We start from the raw sequence: 18,237 nt of genomic DNA on the forward strand, positions 1-18,237 counted from the left end.
AAAAAAGGGGGGCCCGGTCGCCGTCGGCGGTGACCGGGCCCCCCTTTTTTTGTGCGACGCGGCGGGGGTTCAGTCGTAGGTGTAGAAGCCGCGGCCGGACTTGCGGCCCAGCAGGCCGCCCTCGACCATGCGCAGCAGCAGCGACGGGGGCGCGTACAGCGGCTGCTTGAACTCCTCGTACATGGCCTGGGCGATGGAGACGGTGGTGTCCAGGCCGATGAGGTCGGCGAGTTGGAGCGGGCCCAGCGGGTGCGAGCAGCCCTGCCTCATGCCCTGGTCGACGACCTCGGCGGTGGCCAGGCCGGATTCGACCATGCGGATGGCGGAGAGCAGGTAGGGGAACAGCAGCGCGTTGACGAGGAAGCCGGCCCGGTCCGGGGAGGTGATGGGCTGCTTGCCCAGGGTGTCGCGGACGAAGGCCAGGGCGCGGGCGGTGACGCTCTCGTCGGTGCGGACGCCGGGCACGAGCTCGACCAGCGGCAGTGCCGGCACCGGGTTGAAGAAGTGCAGGCCCAGCACCTGGGCGGGGCGGCGGGTGGCGGCGGCCAGCCGGGCGATGGGCAGGGAGGAGGTGTTGGTCGCCAGGATCGCGTCGGCGTCCTCGACGCTCTTGTCCAGGACGGCGAACAGGTCGAGCTTGAGCTGCAGGTCCTCCTTGACGGCCTCGATCACCAGCTGGCGGTCGGCGAGTTCGCCCAGGTCGCGGGTGAAGGAGACCCGCTCGAGGGCCGCGTCGCGCTCGGCGGGGGTGAGTTTGCCCCGGCCGACGCCGCGTTCGAGGCCGGCGGCCAGCTGCTGCGGGGCGCGGTGCAGGGAGGCTTCGGAGAAGACGGCGACGCGGACGTCCAGGCCGGACTTGGCGCACAGTTCGGCGATGCCGGTGCCCATGATGCCGCTGCCGACGACGCCCACCCGCTCGATGCCGGCCGTGCCGGTGGCCGGATCGGACGAGGTCGCCGGGGTTGTGGTGGTGGTCATGCGGGGGCTCCCCAGGTCAGAAGTGTCGCCCCGATCGACATGCCGCCGCCGAAGCCGGCGAGCAGCACCAGGTCGCCGGGGGCGAGGGCGCCGGTGCGGTGGGCCTCGTCGAGGGCGACCGGGACCGAGGCGCTGCCGACGTTGCCGTAGCGGATCAGGGTGCGGTGGGTGTGCGCGCCGCTCAGGCCGGCGCGTTCGACGACGTCGGCGAGCATGACGCCGTTGGCCTGGTGCGGCACGAAGTGGTCGACGTCCGCGAGGTCCACGCCGGCCGTGTCGGCGAGGGCGCGCAGGGCGGGCGGGACGTGTTCGGCGACGAAGTCGCGTACGCCGCGGCCGTCCATGCGGAAGTAGTGCTCGCCCTGCGCGACGGTGGCGGCGGAGGCCGGTTTGCGGCTGCCGCCGGCCTCCACCCGGATCAGGTGGTGGGCGTCGCCGCGGCTGGCGAGGTCGGTGGCGATGATCCCGTACGGCTCCGGGACGGCGCCCACGACGGCGGCGCCGGCGCCGTCGGCGAACAGGACGGCCGTCTTGCGGTCGGTGAAGTCCAGGATCCGCGAGTACACGTCGGCGCCGATGACCAGCACCCGGGCGGCCGGGTGCAGGGCGATGAGGCTGTGGGCCAGGGCCAGGGCGTAGACGAAGCCGCTGCACACGACGTTGACGTCGAAGCAGGCCGCGCCGTAGGCGCCCAGGTGGTGCTGGACCAGGTAGGAGGTGGGCGGCTGCGGGAAGTCGCCGGTGGAGGTGGAGACGATGACGTGGTCGATCTGATTGGCCGTCAGGCCGGCCTGGTCCAGGGCGCGTTCGGCGGCCTTGACGGCCAGGTCGGAGGTGGCCTCGTGGTCGGCGGCGTAGCGGCGGGAGCGGATCTGCGTCTTGCGTTCGATCCACTCCGCGCTGACGCCGACGCGTGCGGCGACCTCGTCGTTGCCGACCTCGTGCTTGGGCAGGTAGGAGCCGGTGGCCAGGATGCCGATGCCCATCTCAGGCCACCTCCGCGAACGCGGCGGCGGGGGTGCGCAGGGGGTTGAGGCGGGCGGCGCCGATCCTCTCGCGCAGGGCGGGGTCGGTGACGCCGAGGCCCTCCTCGGGGGCCAGGCACAGCACGCCGACCTTGCCGGTGTGCCGGTTGTTCTGCACCAGCCGGGCGGCCTCGCCCACCTGTGCCAGCGGGTAGACCGCGGACAGGATCGGCACCAGGTGCCCGAGCTGGAACAGCCGGTTGCACTCGGCCTGTTCCTGCAGGTTGGCGGCGTGGCTGCCGAGGATGCGCTTGAGGTTCATCCACAGGTAGCGGTTGTCGAAGTGGTGGTCGTAGCCGGTGCTGGAGCCGCAGGTGACGACGGTGCCGCCCTTGCGGACGACGAACACGGAGATGCCGAAGGTGGCCCGGCCGACGTAGTCGAAGACGACGTGCGGGTCCTCGCCGACCTGGCGGCGGATCTCGCGTCCGAGCCGCTTGCCCAGTTCGATGGTGCGCTCGGGGGTGAGCGGCGCATCGCCGCCCATGCCGATCTCGCTGCGGTCGATGACGACGTCGCAGCCCAGGCGGCGCAGCAGTGTGGCCTTGGCCGCGGAGCCGACCACGCCGACGGGGATGCCGCCGGCGTTCTTGACCATCTGCACCGCGAACGCGCCCAGGCCGCCGGTGGCGCCCCAGATCAGCACGATGTCGCCCTGCTTGATGCGGGCGCCGTTGGCGCCGACCAGCATCCGGTAGGAGGTGGCCGCGGTCAGCAGGATGCCGGCCGCCTCCTCCCAGGTCAGGTGGGCGGGTTTGGGCAGCAGCTGGCCGGCGCGGACGACCGCGTAGTGGGCCAGGCCGCCGAAGTTGGTCTCATAGCCCCAGATCCGCTGGCCGGTGCCGAGCATGGCGTCGGCGTGGGTGGCCGGTTCCTGCTCGTCGACCTGGACGCAGCTGGCGACGACGTGGTCGCCGGTCTTCCAGTGCCGGACCCCGGCGCCGGTGCGCACGACGATGCCGGCCGCGTCGGAGCCCACCACCTGGTGCGGCAGGTCGTGGCGGGCGGCGAAGCCGCCCTGGCGGGCGTAGCGGCTGAGGAAGTCGAAGGTGGGCACCGGCTCGAACGTCGCCGACCAGACGGTGTTGTAGTTGATGGAGCTGGCCATGACGGCGACGACGACCTCGTCGGGGGCGAGGTCGGGCATCGGCACCTGGCCGACGTGCAGCGACTTGCGCACGTCCTTGTCCGCGACGCCGTCGAACATGCCGCGGTCGGCGGCGAGCAGGTGCGCGGCCTGGTAGGTGGGGGGCAGGTCGTGTCGCCCGATCTCCTCGGGGCCGGCCCCGGACAGCAGGGCCTCTGTCAAAGAATCCATGGTTGTGCCTTCTCCTTTGCAGTGCCTGACGGGCCGGGGGCGGCCGTGTGCGCCGCCCGGCGTCGACGCGCCGGGCGGCGGGCGGTGTTCAGGGGCGCGAGGTCACAGGACCGCGCCCTCCCGGGTCCGCCGGCGCAGGCTGGGCCTGCGGGACTGGCCGAGGTCCTTCCACATGTCCGACAGGCCGATGACGGTGCGCGCCGCGAACAGCCGGCGGATGGAGACCTCCTGCTGCAGCTCGGCCCGGATCAGGCCGACCAGGCGGATGGCCCGCAGCGAGTTGCCGCCGAGGTCGAAGAAGTCCTCGTCGATGCCGACCCGGTCCCGTTCGAGGACGTCGGCGAAGGCCGCGGCCAGGACGCGTTCGGTGTCGTTGCGCGGGGCCCGGTAGGTGTCCTCGGCGAAGCGCGGCTCGGGCAGCGCGGCGCGGTCCACCCGGCCGGCCGCGGTCACCGGCAGCCGCTCCAGGACGGTGAAGACCGACGGAACCAGCGGCTCGGGCAGCCAGCCCGCGGCGAAGCGGCGCAACTCGTCGGCGGCCACGGTGTGTCCGGCGGCGGGCACCACGTAGGCCACCAGGCGCTGCTGGCCCGAGCCGTCGGTGCGGACGGTCACGGCCGCCTGGGCGAGGGCGGTGTGCTCGGCGAGCACCTCCTCGACCTCGGCCGGCTCCACCCGCACGCCGCGGACGTCGATCTCGGCGTCGGCGCGGGCCATGTACTCCAGGCGGCCCTCGGTGCCCCGGCGCACCCGGTCCCCGGTGCGGAACATGACCGTGCCGGGCGGGCCGAACGGGCAGGGCACGAAGTGTTCGGCGGTCGCCGCGGGGTGTCCCGGGTAGCCGCGGGCGGGCACGCCGGGCCCGGCCACGTACAGTTCGCCGCTCACGCCGACCGGCACCGGGGCCAGGCCCGGGCCCAGGACGTGCAGGGCGGTGTTGTCCAGGGGGTGGCCGACGGTGCCCGGGGCGCGCACCGGTTCGCCGGCGGCCAGGCGGTGGCAGGCGGCGAACACGGCGGCCTCGGTGGGGCCGTGGCCGTTGACGATGCTCAGGTCGGGGCAGGCCTCCCGCACCCGGCGCAGCGCGGCGGCGGAGACGCGGTCGCCGCCGGTGAACACCTCGCGCAGCCCGGCCAGCGCGGCCGGGTGCTGGGCCGCGATCGTCGCGAACAGGGCGGCGGGCAGCCAGACGGTGGTCAACTCGTGCGCGGTGCGGGCCTGGGCCAGGGTGTCGGCGGTGAGCTCGCCGGGGGCGGCGACCACGACGCGGCCGCCGTGCAGCAGCGGCACCCACACCTCCAGGGCGAGGGCGTCGGAGGTGGGCGGGGTGTGCCACAGCACGGTGCTGCGCCGGGCGTCCTGCCAGTGGCCGTCCGCGACGAGCCGCTCCAGGTTGCGGTGGGTGAGCCCGACCGGCCGGCCCGGGGCGCCGGGCAGCACGGCCAGCAGGTTGTCCGCCCGCACCGGAACCGGAGCGGGTGCCGGGACGGTGTGGCCGGTGCCGGGGGTGGGGGTGGTGAGGTCGCCGACCTTGAGGGCCGGGATGTCCAGGTGCGGGGCGAGCAGGTCGGCCGTGGCCGCGCCGGTGAGCAGGGCGCGGGCCGCCGCGGCGGCGGCCTGCGCGCTCATCTGCGCGGGCGCGCAGGCCGGGTCCAGGGGCAGGTAGGCTCCGCCCGCCTTCACCACCCCCAGCAGGGCCACCACCAGGTCCGCCGAGCGGGGCAGCGCCACCGCCACCACCGACTCCGGTCCCACCCCGTGGGTGCGCAGGGCGGCGGCCAGCCGGTCGGAGCGCTCGTCCAGCTGCCGGTAGGACAGGGCGGTCTCGCCGCAGACGAGGGCGACGGCGTCCGGGCTGCGGTCGGCCTGCCGGGCGAACAGCTGGGGCACCGTCAGGCCCTCGAGGGGGACGTCCGTGCCGTGCGCGGCCTTGAGGATCTGGCTGCGTTCGGCGCCGCCGAGCACGTCCAGCGCGCCGACCGGCTGCGCCGCGCCGGCCGTCAGGGCCCGGATGCAGGCGATCAACTCCTCGCCGATGAAGCGCAGTTCGGCCCGGTGGTAGAGGCGGGCGGGGGCGTCCAGGCGGATGTAGAGGTCGCTGTCGGGGCTGCCGTCGGTGTAGACGCCGATGGACAGTTCCTCGAAGGTGCCGGTGGTCGCGCCGGAGTAGCGGGCCGGGCTGTCGCCGAAGTGCAGCTGGTCGGCGAACTCGACGACGTTGACGACGGCGCCGTAGCTGCCGCGGCCGCTGAGCACGGTGCCGGCCGCCCGCTGGATGTCGGAGTAGTGGCAGGCGGTGTGGTCGAACAGGTCGTACGTCTCGTCGACGAGGGCCTCGGTGATCTCGGTGAAGGTGGCGTTGAGGTCGACGGCCGCCCGCACCGGCACCACGTTGACCGCGAGGCCGGGGGTCCGGGCGGCGACGCCGACCCGGTTGCCCACGGCCAGCGACAGCAGGAACTCCGGGCGGTCGCAGCGGTGGCGCAGGTACACCGCGGTGGCCGAGGTCAGCAGCTGCGACATCCACACGCCCATGGCGTTCGCGGTCCGCGTCCAGTCGGCCGCCTCGGCGCGGGGCACGGTCAGCGTGCGGCTGACCATGCCGATGGTCTCGGCCACCTCCGACCAGCGGTCCGCGCTGCCCAGCGGCTCGGACAGGGCACTGCGCTGGGCGTCGGACAGGGCCACGCGGGGCACCTGCGCGGGGGGCGGCGCCTGGGTCAGGTAGCCGCGCCAGAACGCGCTGTCCTCGGTGAACTGCGGGGAGGCGAGGTACTGGGTGGCCTCGGTGGCGAACGACTCGGTGTCCCACGGGTGCGCCAGCGGCGGCACCGGCCGGCCGTGCAGCAGCGCGGTGTAGACCTCGGCCAGCCGCTTGGAGAGCAGGCCGCCGGCGCCGAACCCGTCGGAGATGAGGTGGTGGTAGGCGATCACCAGCAGGAAGCGGTCCGCGGCCAGCCGCACCATGCCGAGCCGGAACAGCAGGTCGCGGCCGAGGTCGAAGGGCCGGCGCACCAGCTCGGCCAGCTCCTCGCGGGCCGCCTGCTCGGGGTCGGCCGCGGCGCTCAGGTCGAGGAGGAAGGGCTGCCAGTCCCCCAGTTCGCGGGGGGTCAGGCGCAGTTGGCCGCCGTCGTCGGCGAAGGTGACGCGCAGCACCTCCGCCTCGCCCATCACGTGCAAGAACGCGGACGTCATGACGGATGTGTCCAGGTCACCGGCCACATCCCACATGGTCAGCGCATGGTTCGGTGTGTCGGGAGCCATTTCCTGCGCCCGCCACATGCCTTTGTGCGCAGACGACGCACCGAACGAAGGCACACAGATCAACCCCTCGAGGAAACAGGCCAGAACACCGGAGGAAGGTCACGCATCACCCCCTCATCGTCCGGGGGGACGGATCAGCCGTTCAAGACAAGTCGACTCCCGGCGGGACAGGCCCTGTTGGGGCTTGCACCGTCCCGCCGGCGGGACATTCCCGCCGCGCCGGAAACCGGTCCGCGGCGGGGGCGCGCGTGCGCTCAGGGCGCGTCGGCCGGGGTCATCAGGGACACCAGATGGCCCGCGACCTGCCGCGGCGAGGGATGGCGCAGCACCAGGTTGGCCCGGAGTTTGTGGCCGGTCGACGCGGTCAGGCGTTTGCTCAGTTCCGAGGAGAGCATCGAGTCGAAGCCGATCTTCATGAACTCGCCGTCGGGGTCGATGGACGCGCTCGAGGGATGCCCGAGGACGACCGCCACCCGCTCCAGGACGTGGTCCAGGACCAGGGCCCGCGCGTCGTCGGGGGCCAGCGCGCCGACCCGTTCGGACAGCGGCACGAGCGAATCGGCGCCGGCCGGTTCCTCGACCGCCCCCACCGCGCCCGCGGGGGCGGTGGGGGCGGGGGCGGAGCTGAGCCAGTAGCGGCGGCGCTGGAAGGCGTAGGTGGGCAGGTCCACCACCCGGCGGGTGGTGAACAGGGCGCCGAGGTCGGCCGGCCCGCCGGCGGTGTGCAGGGCGGCCAGCGAGGTGAGCAGCGCCTCGACCTCGCCGCGGCCGCGCCGCGAGGAGGACAGCACCAGCGCCTGGTCGAGGTCCTCGACGATGTCCTGCACCGGCACGGTCAGCACCGGGTGCGGGCTCATCTCCACGAACACCCCGAAGCCGTCGGCGGCCAGACGCCCCGCGGACGTCTCGAAGCGCACCTTCTGGCGCAGGTTGTCGTACCAGTAGCCGGCGTCCAGCCGTGCGGTGTCGATGACTTCGCCGTACAGGGTCGAGTAGAACGGCAGCTGCGAGGTGCGCGGGTGGAGGCCGGCGAGGGGGCCGACGACGTCGTCGCGGACCCGGGTCACGTAGTGGGAGTGGGAGGCGTAGTCGACCTTGATCCGGCGGGCCTGGACGCCGTCGGCGTTCATCGTCGCGACGAACGCGTCCAGGGCGTCCGGCTCGCCGGAGACCACCACCGAACGCGGCCCGTTGACCACGGCCACGCTCACCCTCTCGCCGGAGCGGGCCAGATGGTCCTCGACGGCCTGCTCGGACAGCGCCACCGACGCCATCCCGCCGTGCCCGTCCAGGTCCACCAGCGCCTTGCTGCGCAGCGCCACGACCTTGGTGGCGTCCCGCAGCGACAGCGCCCCGCACACGTGGGCGGCGGCGATCTCGCCCTGGCTGTGGCCGATCACCGCGGCCGGCTCCACGCCCCAGGAGCGCCACAGCGCGGCCAGGGACACCATCACCGAGAACAGGGCGGGCTGTACGACGTCCACCCGGTCGTAGGTGGGGGCGCCCTCCACGCCGCGGATCACGTCCAGCAGCGACCAGTCGACCCACTCGGCCAGCGCGTGCGCGCACGCGTCGATGCTCCGCGCGAAGACCGGGAAGGCCTCGTACAGTTCGCGGCCCATGCCGGCCCACTGCGAGCCCTGGCCGGGGAACATGAAGGCGACGCGGCCCAGCGGGCCGGCCGTGCCGCTCACCACGGCGGCGGACTCGCCGCCGGCGCCCAACGAGGCGAGGCCGGCGAGGAGTTCACCGCGGTCACGGCCCAGGACCACGGCGCGGTGCTCGAAGCGGGTGCGGGTGGCGGCCAGCGAGAAGCCGGTGGCGGCGAGGTCCAGGCCGGCGTCGGCGGCGGCGAAGTCGTGCAGCCGGGCCGCCTGCTGGCGCAGGGCCTGGGCGGTGCGGCCGGACACCACCCACGGCACCAGCCCGCCGACCACGCCCGCGCCCGGCCGCTCCCCCGGCTCCCCCGGCAGCCGGTCCTGGACCGGCTCCTGCTCCTGCTCCTGGACCGGTTCCTGGACCGGCTCCTGGACCGGTTCCTGGTCCTGGGGGGCTTGTTCGAGGATGACGTGGGCGTTGGTGCCGCTGACGCCGAAGGAGGACACCCCGGCCCGGCGCGGGCCGGCCCCGGGAACCCACTCGCGGCCCCGGGTGAGGAGTTCGACGCGGCCGGAGGGCCAGTCCACGTGGTGCGAGGGCGCCTCCACGTGCAGGGTCTTGGGCAGGTGGCCGTGGCGCATGGCCATCACCGCCTTGATGACGCCGCCGACACCGGCGGCGGCCTGGGCGTGGCCCAGGTTCGACTTCAGCGAGCCCAGCCACAGCGGCCGGTCGGCGGGCCGGTCCTGGCCGTAGGTGGCCAGCAGGGCGCCCGCCTCGATCGGGTCGCCCAGCACGGTGCCGGTGCCGTGCGCCTCCAGCAGGTCGACCTCGGCGGGCGCGACGCCCGCATCCGCCAGCGCCTTGCGGATCACCTTCTCCTGGGCGCGGCCGTTGGGGGCGGTCAGCCCGTTGCTGGCGCCGTCCTGGTTGACGGCGCTGCCGCGCACGACGGCCAGCACCGGGTGGTTGTTGCGGCGGGCGTCGCAGAGCCGCTCCAGCAGCAGCACGCCCACCCCCTCGGCCCAGCCGGTGCCGTTCGCGCCGTCGGCGAAGGCCTTGCAGCGGCCGTCGGGCGAGAGGGCCGCCTGCCGGGAGAACTCCACGAACATCGCGGGCGTCGCCATCACCAGTGCCCCGCCCGCCAGCGCCAGGGAGGACTCCCCCGCGCGCAGCGACTGCACCGCCAGGTGCAGGGCCACCAGCGAGGAGGAGCAGGCGGTGTCCACCGACACGGCCGGCCCGGTCAGGCCCAGTTCGTAGGCGACCCGGCCGGAGGCGACGCTCAGCGCGCTGCCGTAGAGGAGGTAGCCCTCCAGGTCCTTCTGGCCGCCCTCCAAAAAGCGCCAGCCGTACTCCGAGGAGCTCACCCCGGTGAAGACGCCGACCTCGCTGCCGCGGACGTCGGCGGGCACGATGCCGGCCCGTTCGAAGGCCTCCCACGACGTCTCCAGCAGCAGCCGGTGGTGCGGGTCGACGGCCAGCGCCTCGCGCGGGCTGGTGCCGAAGAACTCCGCGTCCCAGCCCGCCACGTCGGTCAGGAAGCCGCCCTGGCGGGTGTAGGCGTGGCCGGGGGTGTCGGGGTCGGGGTCGTAGACGTCGCGCCAGCCGCGGTCGGCGGGGAAGTCGCCGACCACGTCGCGGCCCTCGCGGACCACGTCCCACAGCTGTTCGGGCGTGCTGACGCCGCCGGGGTAGCGGCAGGCCATGGCCACCACGGCGATCGGCTCGCCGCGGCCGGCCCTGAGGGCGTCGTTCTCCCGGCGCAGCCGGTCGCGTTCCTCCAGCAGGGTGCGGAGCGCCCGCTGGACCCGCTCCGCGCCCTCCGCCGTGCGTTGTGCGGAGTCGGTCATCGCTTCTACCTCTTCTCGTCCAGTGCCAGGTCGACCAGTGCTTCCAGGTCCAGGTCGGACAGTTCCTCGCCGTCCTCCGCCCCCGCCCCCGCGGCCGTATCCGCCCGGGTGGCGGGGTCGGCGGCCGCGGCGCACGCGAGGATGACGTCCAGGACGCCCGCCGCGCGCAGGCCGGCGATCGGCACGCTCGCCAGCGCCTGCCGGATCGCCGCCTCCTCCTCGGCCGCGGCCGGCTCCTCCTGCGCGGCGGGGGCGGTGTCGGCGGGGCGCAGCAACCCGTACAGGTGCTCGCTCAGTTCGCGCAGGGTGGGGTAGCTGAAGACGAGGGTGGAGGCCAGGCGCAGTCCGGTCGCGGCGGCCAGCCGGTTGCACAGTTCGACCGCGATCAGCGAGTCGAAGCCGAGCTGGGCGAAGGCCTGGTCGACGTCGACGCCCGCGCCGGAGGTGTGGCCCAGGACGACGGCGACCTGTTCGCGCACCCACTCCAGGGTGGCCGTGCGCGCCTGCGCCGCGGGCAGGGCGGCGAGGTCGGCCGCCAGGCCGCCCGGCCCGGCCGCGGGGGTGGTGGGGTGGCCGGCCGTGGTGCGGCGCGGGCGGCCGCCGTCGACCAGGTCGCGCAGCAGCGGCGAGGGCGGGGTGTCGCCGGGCCGGCCGCGCAGCGCGGCCAAATCCAGCCGGGCCGGGACGAGGACCGCCCGGCCGCTCGCGCAGCCCGCGTCGAACAGGTCCAGGGCCTCGGCCGTGGGCATCGCGGCGATGCCCATGCGCCGCAGCCGGGACAGGTCGGCCGCGTCCAGGTCGCCGGTCATGCCGCTGCGCTGCTCCCACCAGCCCCAGCACAGCGAGGTGCCGGGCAGGCCGGCGGCGCTGCGCTGCGCCGCCAGGCCGTCCACGAGGGCGTTGGCGGCGGCGTAGTTGGCCTGCCCGGCGTTGCCGAGGGTGCCGGCCAGGGCGGAGAAGACCACGAACGCCGACAGCGGCCGGGTGCGGGTCAGTTCGTGCAGGGCCAGGGCGCCGCCGGCCTTCGCGGCCAGCACCCGGTCGATGTCCGGCCCGGTCAGCGACTCCACGGTGGCGTCGGCCAGGACCCCGGCGGCGTGCACGACGGCGGTCAGCGGATCGCGGCCCTCCAGCCCGTCCAGCAGCCCCGCCAGCGCGGCCCGGTCGGCGACGTCGCAGGCGGCCACCTCGACCCGCGCGCCCGCGGCCCGCAGGTCGGCGACCAGTGCGTCGACGCCGTCGGCGGCCGGCCCGCTGCGGCTGGCCAGCAGCAGGCTGCGCACGCCGTGCGCGGCGACGAGGTGGCGGGCCACCAGCGAGCCCACTCCCCCGGTGCCGCCGGTGACCAGGACGGTGCCGCCGCCGAAGCCGCCGCCCACGTCGAGGACCAGCTTGCCGACGTGGCGGCCCTGGCTCATCTCGCGGAAGGCGCGGCGCGCGTCGCGGATGTCGCGCAGCGAGATCGGGTTGAGCCGCAGCCGCCCGTCGGCGAACAGCCGCATCACGGCCCGGAACATCTCGCCGATCGCCTCGGGGCCGGCCGCGTAGAGGTCGAAGGCCTCGTAGGCGACGCCGGGATGCGCGGCGGCGATCTGCCGCGGATCGCGGATGTCGGTCTTGCCCATCTCGACGAAGTGGCCGCCGCCGGGCAGCAGGGTCAAGGAGGCGTCGACGAACTTGTGCGCCAGGGAGTTGAGGACCACGTCCACGCCGCGGTCGCCGGAGGTCTTGAGGAACTTGCCGGCGAAACCCAGGTCGCGGGAGGACGCCAGATGGTCGTCGTCGATGCCCAGGGCGCGCAGCACGGGCCACTTGGCCTCGCTCGCGGTCGCGTAGACCTCGGCGCCGGCGTGCCGGGCCAGCTGCACCGCGGCCATGCCGACGCCGCCGGCCGCGGCGTGGATGAGGACGCGCTGGCCCTTGCGCAGCCGGGCCAGCGTGAACAGGCCGTGGTAGGCGGTCAGGAAGGTGCACGGCACCGACGCCGCCTGCGCGTAGCTCCAGCCGTCGGGGACGGGCACGAGCATGCGGTGATCCGCGATCGCGGTGCGGCCGAAGGCGCCGGTGAAGATGCCGGTGACCCGGTCGCCCGGCGCCAGGCCGGTGACGTCGTCGGCGACCTCCAGGACCTCACCGGCGCCCTCGCTGCCCAGGCCGGCGTCGATGGCGGTGCGGTCCACCAGGCCCAACGCGATCGTGACGTCACGGAAGTTGAGGCCCGCGGCCTGCACGGCGATACGGACCTGGCCGGCGGCCAGGGGGGCGTCCACCTCGGGGCAGGGCACCCAGGTCAGGTTCTCCAGCGTCCCCTTGCGGGGGATGCCCAGCCGGTGGGCGCCGGCCGGGGCCGGCAGCCGCTGGGCGTCGGGGGCGGCGGCGGCCAGCCGCGGCACGAGGGGGGCGCCGTCGCGCAGCGCCAGCTGGGCCTCGTCCAGGGCGAGGACGTCCGCGAGCGCGGCCAGCGAGGCGGGCGTGTCGTCGGTGTCCACCAGCCGGAAACGGCCCGGGTGTTCGGTCTGCGCGGAGCGGACCAGACCCCACACGGACGCGCCGGGCAGGCTCCGTACGCCGTCACCGGTGCCGGTGTCCACGGCGTGCCGGGTGAGCACCACCAGCGTGGACTCCGCCAGCGCCGCCTCGGCGAGGAAGCGCTGCACCAGGTGCAGGACGTGCCGGTCGGCGCCGGCGGCCGCCGCCAGCAGCCCCCCGCCGCCGTCGGCGCCCTCGGCGTCGACGCCGGTGCCGGTGCCGGTGCCGGTGCCGGTGTCGTCGTCCGGGCACACCAGCAGATGGCGGGGGGCCGGCGCGGCGAGCACCTCGTCCAGGCCGGCGTGCACCACCGGGCGGGCGCCGGCGCCGGCCAGCCGCTCGGCCAGGCCGCCGGCCGCGCCCAGCACCGTCAACGGCCCCGGATCGCCGGCCGTGCGGCCCTCTGCGGCCGGGCGCCACCGCACCTCGTACAGGGGCCGGCGCTGCCCGCCGCGGGCGGCGTGCACCTGCGCGGCACTGGCCGGGCGGAAGGTGAGGGCGGCGACGGAGGCGAGCGGCCGGCCGTGCTCGTCGGCGACGTGCAGCGCCACCCCGTCCTCGCCCGCCGGGCTCAGGCGCACCCGCACGGTGGGGCCGCCGTGTCCGCTCAGGCGCACGCCGGACCAGGCGAAGGGCATCCGGCCCTGCTCGCCGGTGACTTCGACGACGCCGCCGGCGATGGCCGCGTGCAGGACGGTGTCCAGCAGGGCCGGGTGCAGGGCGAAGCCGTCGCCCGCCGCGTCCTGGGCGGCGTCCGGGAGACTGGCCAGGGCGTACAGGTCCGTACCGCGCTGCCAGACCTCGCGCAGCCCGCGGAAGGCGGGGCCGTAGTCGAAGCCCGCGTCGGCGAAGGAGTCGTAGAGCGTGCCGATGTCGAGTTGCCGGGCGCCGGCCGGCGGCCAGACGGCGAGCGCCCGGCCGGCGTCCTGCGGGTCCTGCGCGGCGGGGCCGGCCGGGGCGCCGGAAGCACCGGAAGTGCAGGAGCTGTCCGGGGTGTCGGGGGTGTCGGGGGTGTCGGAGGTGTCGGAGGTGTCGGAGGTGTCGGAGGTGTCGGGGGTGTCGGAGGTGTCGGGGGCGAGGGTGCCCATGGCGTGGCGGGTCCAGCCCGCCGCCGGATCGTTTTCGTCCTCGTCGTCCTGGCCGGGCCGCGCGTACACGTCCAGGGAGCGGCGGCCCCGCTCGTCGGCGGCGCCGGCCACCAGGCGCAGGCGCACCTCGCCCGTCTCGGGCAGGATCAGCGGGACCTCCAGGGTGAGTTCCTCCACCGTGGTGCAGCCCAGCCGCGCGCCCACCGCCAGCGCCACCTCCAGGTAGGCCGTGGCGGGGACGACGACCCGGCCGAACACGGCGTGGTCGGCCAGCCAGCCGTGGCGGCGCAGGGACCACAGGCCGCTGACGACGACCTCGTCGCTGCCGGGGTGGTCCACCACCGCGCCCAGCAGCGGGTGCCCGGCCGTGGCCAGGCCGGCGCCGGCGACGTCCGCCGCATCCGCCCCGGCCCGCCAGTCCAGCCAGTAGCGCCGGCGCTGGAAGGCGTAGGTGGGCAGATCGACCGCGCGGCGGGGGCCGAACAGGGCGTCGAAGTCGACGTGCGCGCCCCGGGTGTGCAGGCGGGCCAGCGCCGCGATCAGGGCCTGCGGGCCGCCGCGGTCGCGCCGGGAGGCCGAGAGCACCAGCGCGTCGCCGGCGCCCTCGGCGGCGAAGGCCTCGCCGGTGATGCCGGTGAGGGTGGCCCCCGGCCCCACCTCGACGAAGAGCTGCCCGCCGGCCGCGCGGGCGCACTGCACCGCGTCGTGGAAGCGCACCGGTTCCCGCACGTGGCGCACCCAGTACGCGGGCGAGGCCAGTTCCTCGGCGCCCACCTCGCGGCCCAGCCGGGTGGAGATGATCGGGATCGTCGTCCGGCCCGCCGGCAGGCTGCCCAGGGCCTGGGTGAACTCCGCCAGGATCGGGTCCATCAGCGGGGAGTGGAAGGCGTGGGCGACCGGCAGGAGTTTGGCCGAGACGCCGTCGGCGGCCAGCCGGTCGCGCACGGCGTGGACCTGCTCGCGCAGGCCCGACACGACGACCGACTCGGGGCCGTTGACGGCGGCGATGCCGACGCGGTCGTAGCCGGCCAGCAGCGGGCTCAGGGCCGCCTCCGGGGCGCGGACGGCGAGCATGGCACCGGGCTCGGTGACCGTCTGCATGATGCGGCCGCGGGCGGCGACGAGCCGGGCCGCGGTGTCCAGGTCGAGGACCCCGGCCACATGCGCGGCGGCGATCTCGCCGACGGAGTGGCCGATCAGATGGCCGGGCGCGGGACCGTAGTGGGCCAGCAGCCGGTACAGGGCGACCTGCAGGGCGAACAGCGCCGGCTGCGCGATGTCCGTGCGGTCGGCGTGCGCGGGCTGCGCGGGCCCCTCGGCCAGCAGCAGCGGCTTGAGCGCGAACGGCAGGTGCGCGTCGAAGCGCGCGCAGGTCTCGTCCAGGCTCCGCGCGAACGGCGGATAGGCGTCGTACAGCGGGCGGGCCACCCCGGCCCACGGCGAGCCCTGGCCGGGGAAGAGGTAGACCGGTGCGCCAGGCGGCCCGGCGGTGTCCCGCACCAGCCCGGGGTGCTCGCCGCCCTCGCTCAACGAGGCGAGCGCGGCCAGCAGTTCGTCCCGGTCCTGGCCCAGGACCACGGCACGGTGCTCGAAGCGGGTCCGGGTCGCGGCCAGCGACCAGCCGATGTCGGCGAGGTCCGGGCCGGGCTGTGCGGCGGCGTAGGCGTGCAGCTTGTGCGCCTGCGCCCTCAGCGCCTGCTCGGAGCGGGCCGACAGCAGCCACGGCACCGGCCCGCCGGCCGCCTCGGCGGTCTGCCCGGACGCCTCGGACACGTCGGGGGCCTGTACGGGCGTGTCGGAGGTCTCGGGGGCCGGGTCCTGTACAGACGTGTCGGGGGCCTGCTCCAGGATCACGTGCGCGTTGGTGCCGCTGACGCCGAACGCGGAGATCCCGGCGCGCCGCGGCCGGCCCTCCGCCGTGGTCCACTCCCGGGCCTCGGTCAGCAGCTCGACGGCCCCGGATTCCCAGTCGACGTGCCGGGAGGGCCGGTCCACGTGCAGGGTGCGGGGCAGGATCCCGTGCCGCATCGCCATGATCATCTTGATGATGCCGCCGACCCCGGCGGCGGCCTGGGTGTGGCCGATGTTCGACTTCAACGACCCCAGCCACAACGGTGGTTGGTTCTCGCGGTGCTGTCCGTAGGTGGCCAGCAGGGCCGATGCCTCGATGGGGTCGCCCAGCGTGGTGCCGGTGCCGTGCGCCTCCACCGCGTCCACCTCGCCGGGCTGCAGGCGGGCGTCGGCCAGTGCCGCCCGGATCACCCGCTGCTGGGCGGGGCCGCTGGGGGCGGTCATCCCGTTGGAGGCGCCGTCCTGGTTGATGGCCGAGCCGCGGATGACGGCCCAGATGCGGCGGTTGTTGCGGCGCGCGTCGGAGAGGCGCTCCAGCACCAGCACGCCGACGCCCTCGGAGAAGCCGGTGCCGTCGGCGGCGTCCGCGAACGCCTTGCAGCGGCCGTCCGCCGACAGGCCGCGCTGGCGGGACATCTCCCGGAACACCTGCGGCATCCCCACCACGGTGACCCCGCCGGCCAGGGCGAGCGTGCACTCGCCGCCGCGCAGGGACTGCACCGCCTGGTGGATCGCCACCAGCGAGGAGGAGCAGGCGGTCTCGGTGGACACCGCCGGGCCCTCCAGGCCCAGCGTGTAGGCGACGCGGCCGGAGGCCACGCTCAGCAGCGAACCGACCTGTGCGTAGCCGGCGATGGCCTCGGGGGTGAAGAAGTGGTTGCCGTAGCCGAAGTAGGCCAGGCCGGCGAAGACGCCGGTGTCGCTGCCGCGCAGCGTCTCGGGGTCGATGCCGGCCCGCTCCAGGCCCTCCCAGGAGGTCTCCAGCAGCAGCCGCTGCTGCGGGTCGGCGGACAGCGCCTCGCGCGGGCTGATGCCGAAGAAGTCGGCGTCGAAGTCGCCGGCGTCGTAGAGGAATCCGCCCGAGCGGGTGGAGCAGGTGCCGGGCCGCTCGGGGTCCGGGTCGTAGGGCAGGTCCCAGTGGCGGTCGGCGGGGAAGTCGGAGATGACGTCCGCGCCCGAACGCACCAGCTCCCACAGCTGTTCCGGGGAGGTGGCCCCGCCGGGGTAGCGGCAGGCGACGCCGACGACGGCGATCGGTTCGGCGGCGGCGTCGGTGTACTCCTTGAGCCGCTTGCGGGTCTCGATCAGCTCGATCGAGGTGCGCCGGAGGTAGTCGAGGACCTCGGCGTTGTTGTCCTGTGTCATCTCATTCCTCCGTGAATTCCCCCGCCTTCAGGCGAGAGAGGAAACGGACTCCTGCAACGCAGGACAAAAAGCTGCGATGCGCCGCCCGGGATGGATCGCCGTGCCCTGAACTGAAGGTTTGGTCCTTACGTGCGGCCGCTCTAGCGTGTGAGCGTGACCGCGAGCCACCTGAAGCGGGCGTTCAAGTACCGCTTCTATCCGACCGATGCGCAGGCGGCCGAGCTGTCGCGCACGTTCGGATGCGTGCGCAAGGTCTACAACCTCGCCCGCGCCGCCCGCACCGAGGCGTGGACACGGCGGGAACGGGTCAACTACCACGCGACCTCGGCCATGCTGACCGCGTGGAAGAAGACCGAGGAACTGGCGTTCCTCAACGACGTCTCGTCGGTGCCGCTGCAGCAGACATTGCGGCACCTGCAGACGGCGTTCACCCATTTCGTCGTGAAGCGGGCCAAATACTCGCGCTTCAAGTCGCGAAAGACATCCCGGAAGTCCGCCGAGTGCACCACCAGCGGCTTCCGTTTCCGCGACGGCCGGCTGACCCTGGCGAAGATGGCGGACCCGCTGGACATCGTGTGGTCCAGGCCGCTGCCCGAAGGCGCCACGCCGTCCACCGTCACCGTGTCCCAGGATCCGGCGGGACGCTGGTTCGTGTCCCTGCTGTGCGACGATCCTGCCATCCAGCACCTTCCCGCCACCGATCAGGCAGTCGGGGTCGATGTCGGCCTCGACCACCTCCTGGCCCTCTCCACAGGCGAGAAGGTCGCCAACCCGCGGCACGAGCGCCGTGACCGGACCCGTCTCGCCAAGGCCCAGCGGGAGTTGTCCCGCAAGGCCGGCGGTGAGGGGGCCAACCGTCACAAGGCCCGGCGCAAAGTCGCGAAGATCCACGCCCGGATCGCCGACCGGCGCCGTGACCACCTGCACCAGCTGACCACGCGTCTCGTTCGTGAAAACCAAACGATCGTGATCGAAGACCTGGCCGTGCGCAACATGGTCAAAAACCGGAGCCTGGCCCGTGCCATCTCCGACGCCGCATGGGCCCAGTTCCGCGGCCTGCTGGCGTACAAGGCCGCCTGGTACGGGCGCGAAGTGATCGCCGTGAACCGGTTCTTCCCCTCGTCCAAACTGTGCTCCGCCTGCGGCACCCTGCACGAGAAGATGCCGCTCAACGTCCGCACCTGGACGTGCCGGTGCGGCGTCACGCACGACCGCGACACCAACGCGGCGCGCAATCTTCTGGCCGCCGGGCTGGCGGTGTCGGCCTGTGGAGCCGGTGTAAGACCTCAACGGAACACTCCGAGCGGGCAGTCGACGATGAAGCAGGACACCCCACGGCGCGAGCCGTAGGAATCCCCCTCGGTCAC

Annotated in this window: 7 protein-coding genes; 1 reads left to right on the top strand and 6 read right to left on the bottom strand. The window is 74.6% G+C overall.

Annotated elements, in window-relative coordinates:
- Positions 1-69: 69 nt before the first annotated feature.
- From ACFU97_RS39230 to ACFU97_RS39255, 6 genes are all read right to left on the bottom strand, one after another.
- The gene (locus ACFU97_RS39230) at positions 70-978 is read right to left on the bottom strand and encodes a 3-hydroxybutyryl-CoA dehydrogenase (RefSeq protein ID WP_384266222.1); all 909 of its coding nucleotides are present in this window, start codon (positions 976-978) and stop codon (positions 70-72) included.
- The gene (locus tag ACFU97_RS39235) at positions 975-1,964 is read right to left on the bottom strand and encodes a 3-oxoacyl-ACP synthase III family protein (RefSeq protein WP_384266225.1); all 990 of its coding nucleotides are present in this window, start codon (positions 1,962-1,964) and stop codon (positions 975-977) included. The genes ACFU97_RS39230 and ACFU97_RS39235 overlap by 4 nt, the downstream gene beginning before the upstream one ends.
- A 1-nt stretch (position 1,965) precedes the next feature.
- Positions 1,966-3,321 (bottom strand): crotonyl-CoA carboxylase/reductase, encoded by a 1,356-nt coding sequence (ccrA, locus tag ACFU97_RS39240; RefSeq protein WP_384266227.1) that lies wholly within the window; start codon positions 3,319-3,321, stop codon positions 1,966-1,968.
- Between the two features lie 102 nt (positions 3,322-3,423).
- On the bottom strand, positions 3,424-6,639 hold the full coding sequence (locus ACFU97_RS39245; RefSeq protein WP_384266230.1) for an AMP-binding protein: 3,216 nt from the start codon (positions 6,637-6,639) through the stop codon (positions 3,424-3,426).
- Between the two features lie 200 nt (positions 6,640-6,839).
- Entirely contained in the window at positions 6,840-10,037 is a 3,198-nt protein-coding gene (locus tag ACFU97_RS39250) for an acyltransferase domain-containing protein (protein WP_384266232.1), read from the bottom strand.
- Between the two features lie 5 nt (positions 10,038-10,042).
- Complete coding sequence (locus ACFU97_RS39255; protein ID WP_384266235.1) at positions 10,043-16,870, bottom strand: type I polyketide synthase; 6,828 nt, start codon at positions 16,868-16,870, stop codon at positions 10,043-10,045.
- A gap of 153 nt (positions 16,871-17,023) precedes the next feature.
- Here ACFU97_RS39255 and ACFU97_RS39260 point away from each other — a divergent pair, with 153 nt between their 5' ends.
- Positions 17,024-18,220, top strand: a complete 1,197-nt coding sequence (locus tag ACFU97_RS39260; protein WP_384266238.1) for an RNA-guided endonuclease InsQ/TnpB family protein — start codon at positions 17,024-17,026, stop codon at positions 18,218-18,220.
- Positions 18,221-18,237 lie beyond the last annotated feature (17 nt).

The sequence above is a fragment of the Streptomyces sp. NPDC057616 genome (assembly GCF_042800575.1).
In the GTDB taxonomy this organism is placed as follows: domain Bacteria; phylum Actinomycetota; class Actinomycetes; order Streptomycetales; family Streptomycetaceae; genus Streptomyces.